The 3,483-nt window shown below is 66.5% G+C and carries 4 protein-coding genes; all 4 read right to left on the reverse strand.

Annotated elements, in window-relative coordinates:
- On the reverse strand, positions 1 to 850 hold an 850-nt coding region (locus IV091_RS14625; RefSeq protein ID WP_293469972.1), incomplete at its 3' end, for a cobyric acid synthase.
- On the reverse strand, positions 847 to 1,881 hold the full coding sequence (locus IV091_RS14630; RefSeq protein ID WP_293469974.1) for an aminotransferase class I/II-fold pyridoxal phosphate-dependent enzyme: 1,035 nt from the start codon (positions 1,879 to 1,881) through the stop codon (positions 847 to 849). The genes IV091_RS14630 and IV091_RS14625, both read right to left, overlap by 4 nt.
- Positions 1,878 to 2,888 carry an adenosylcobinamide-phosphate synthase CbiB gene (gene cbiB, locus IV091_RS14635; RefSeq protein ID WP_293469976.1) on the reverse strand — a complete coding sequence of 337 codons (1,011 nt, stop codon included), beginning with the start codon at positions 2,886 to 2,888 and terminating at the stop codon, positions 1,878 to 1,880. The genes IV091_RS14630 and cbiB overlap by 4 nt, the downstream gene beginning before the upstream one ends.
- Positions 2,885 to 3,483, reverse strand: a 599-nt coding sequence (locus IV091_RS14640; protein WP_293469978.1) for a DUF2220 domain-containing protein, incomplete at its 5' end; no start/stop codon positions are given. The genes cbiB and IV091_RS14640, both read right to left, overlap by 4 nt.

Here is a 3,483-nt window from a genome sequence, read left to right on the forward strand (position 1 = left end):
GGCTGCGCACCCATTTCAGGCGCACGCCGGGCACGTTTTTGAGCGGCTGGAATTCATCCAGGTTGCTGATGCGCGGGTAGGCGATGACGGCGACGGTCGTGGTCACCGCGCCGGCCGCCGTGCTGCGGTCATCAAAGACACCGTCCTCCTCGGGCAGACCATGCTGCCACCACATCGGCAGCGTGGCCACGGTCGGCACGCCGGTCAGGTCCTGCAGCATCTGCGGCCCCGGCGCCAGCAGCTTGGCGTCGCCCCGGAACTTGTTGAGCACAAAGCCCTTGATCAGCGCGCGCTCAGCCTCGTCCAGCATGGCCCAGGTGCCGTAGAGGTGGGCAAACGCCCCGCCCCGGTCAATGTCAGTCACCAGCAGGCAGGCCGCATTCGCATGCAACGCCACGCGCATGTTGACGATGTCGCAGGACTTGAGGTTGATCTCGGCCGGCGAGCCCGCGCCTTCTATCACCACCACGTCGTTCTCGGCCAGCAACTCGTCCAGCGCCTGCGCCACCACCGGCCAGACCGACAGGCTGCGGCCGCGCCATTCCATGCGCGAGAGTTCGGCGTTGACCCGGCCCATCAGCACGACCTGGCTTTGCGTGTCTTTTTCGGGCTTGAGCAGCAGCGGGTTCATGCGCACATCGGGCGTGCTGCGTGCGGCCAGCGCCTGGAAATACTGCGCGCTGCCGATCTCGCCGCCGGCCACCACTCTAGCGTTGTTGCTCATGTTCTGCGACTTGTAGGGCGCGACCTTCAAGCCCTGGCGGGCATAGTAGCGGCACAGCGCGGTGGTCAGCCAGCTCTTGCCGGCGTTGCTGGTAGTGCCTAGCACCATGACGCTTTTTGCGGTCATTGTGTTGTCCTGTGGTTGGTAAGTTGTTGCAACGCCTGGCGCAGCGCGTCTTGCTCGGCAGGCGGCTGCACGCTGATGCGCACATGGCCGGGCAAGCCAAACGAGGCGGTGTCGCGCAGCTTGATGCCGTGGCTGCGCAATTGATCCAGTGCTTGCGTCAGGCTCAGGCCGTCGGGCAGCGCAGGCTTGGTGCAATAGAAATTCGCGTCGCTGCGCAGGCAGGTCCAACCCAACGATTCGCACAGCGCAATTTGCCGGGCTTTCCATGCGCGCAGCGTGGCCAGGCTGCTGGCCAGCCAGGCCTGCACGGCCGGTTCGGTCCAGGCCTGCAGCATCGCCACGCCGTGCGCGCCCACCGGCCAGGACGGGCTGAGCTGGTCGAGCTGGAACACGGCCGCCTCCGCGCCCATGGGGGCAATCGCGTAGGCGGCGCGCACGCCGGTCAGGCCCAGCGCCTTGTTGGGCGTCCAGAGTTGCCAGACGGTTTGCAGCTGCGCGGGCGTCAGCGACGGCGCGCCGCCCAGCCGCAGCGGCTCGTAGGCGCGGTCCAGCACGGTGATGGCCGCATGCGAATCAATCAGCTCAACCAATTCAGCCAGCCCTGCGTGCGCCGCGCCCAGCGGGCTCGACGGCTCGCAGGCCCAGCGCAACGGGGCATCGCCCGTGTCCGCCACCACGGCCAGCCGGTGCGCGTGGGCCGCTTGCGCGTAGTCGCCGTAGCTGTGCGGCGGCAGCCCAACAGCGCGCCCGCCCTGCTGCGCAACCAGCGCGGTGATGCGAAAAATGAACTCGCTGGCGCTGGCGGCCAGCACCACGCGCGCCGCGTCCACACCGTGAAAGGCGGCCAGCTGCTGGCGCAAGGCGGTGTAGCTGGCGTCGGGGTACTGCGTGGCGTCGGCCTGGCGCACGGCGGCCTGGGCGCCGGGGCACGGCCCGCAGGCGTTGCTGTTGGTCGAAAAGTCGTGGCGCGGTACGCCGTGGCGGTCGGGGCCGCCGTGAATTCGCGCGCTGGCGGGTGGGTTGCAAGTCATGGTCTGGCCCAAAACGCTATTAAATCTATAGCTACCAGCGCAATTGGAACAAGCGCCAGAAGCGCTTTTAATGCATATTTCTGGGCCAGCCCCGTGTCAGCCGCCTGCGGCGCGCGGCCCGCAGCGTTGAGCGTGTAGACGCCGGGCTTGCCGAGTGAAATGCCCAGCGCCAGCGCCATGGCCGCCATGGGCCAGCCGCTGTTGGGTGACGGGGTTTTGCGGGCTTCCAGACGCAATGCCCTGAACGAAACACCGCCCGTCACCAGCGCCAGCAGCAACGCCGTGAGCCGCGCGGGCAGCCACGACAGCGCGTCGTCGGCCCAGGCCGCCCATTTGCCGGCCCATTCCCAGTGCTGGCCCCGGTACGTTCCCCGGTAGCCCCACATGGCATCGGCGGTATTGGCAAAGCGGTAGAGTGCCGCGCCCGGCAGACCCAGCAACACAAACCAGAAGATCGGCGCCACCACCGAATCGTTGAGGTTTTCCGCCAGCGTCTCAATGGCGCTCTCGCGCACCTGGGTCTCGGTCAAATGGGTCACATCGCGGCTGACCAACCAGCTCAGACGTTCGCGTCCGGCAGCCAGCGAGCCGCCCTGTGCGGGGGACAAGGCGTTTTCCACCGCCAGCACCTCGCTGCGCAACATGGCCCACGCCAGCAGCGGTTTGAGCGCCAGGCCCAGCAACAGCGCCGCGAGCACGCCGCCCGGAATGGGCCCCAGCGCGTCTGGCAGGGCCAGCAGACCTTTTTGCAACGCCCAGGATGCTACACAAACAATAGCTGCTCCCGCAGACCACGCAAGGGCTCCGAGGCTAAAAGCCTTGTAATCAGAGGCATGGTTCAGCGCCTGGCGGGTGAAGCGCTGCAGGTGCCGACCAGCCCAGCCCAGGTAGTTCCCCATCCACACAACAGGATGCCAGCGGGCTGCGGGCTCGCCCAGATAGTGGTCGATGGCGAACGCCAGCAAGATAGCCGCGGCAAAAATAAGTGCATCCAATTCAGGACTCATGTCGCGTCATCCAACAACAAAACGGCTGGCAAGGCTGCCAGCGCCTGCTGCAGCCAGCCAAAGCCAATGCGCTCCTGCTCCAACCGCAGGCGCGCACGCAGCCGGTTGTCGCGCAGTTCATCAAACAGCGCACGCTCTTCGTCCGTCAGCCGTGGCAGGTCACGCAGCAGGGGTTGCGGCTCCTCGCCCCATTGCGAGGCATGGGCCAGCAAGGTGGCTCTGTCCATCAGCAACGAGTGGGCGTGGGGCAGCTGGGCACGCAGTTGGTCCAGGATGGCAAAGCCGTGGGTGTCAATGTCGCCCCAGTAATAAATGCTGCGCTGTTGCAGCCACTGGGCACCTGCCAGCACCTCGAAGCCATAACCCGCGCCAAAGATCACCATGCTGCCCGCCAGCGGCGGAAAGGCCAGAAAGTTGACCTCGTTTTCGGTGATGAACACCCGGCTGACGGGGAGGTCAAGCCGCTCAAAAGCGGCCTGGGTCACGCCGATGTCCTGCTCACATCCATCGGGCAACAGCACCACACGCGGGTCCAGCAGGCGAAAGCGGATGCGCAGGGGCTTGTCCTTGAAGCCGTAGCGGCGGCAAAACTGGC

Origin of the sequence: Polaromonas sp., assembly GCF_018780625.1 — a bacterium.
Classification (GTDB): Bacteria; Pseudomonadota; Gammaproteobacteria; order Burkholderiales; family Burkholderiaceae_C; genus Polaromonas.

Coding starts and splice junctions, on each gene's coding strand:
- IV091_RS14630 (WP_293469974.1), bottom strand. CDS start 1,881: ATGACTTGCAACCCACCCGCCAGCGCGCGAATTCACGGCGGCCCCGAC.
- cbiB (WP_293469976.1), bottom strand. CDS start 2,888: ATGAGTCCTGAATTGGATGCACTTATTTTTGCCGCGGCTATCTTGCTG.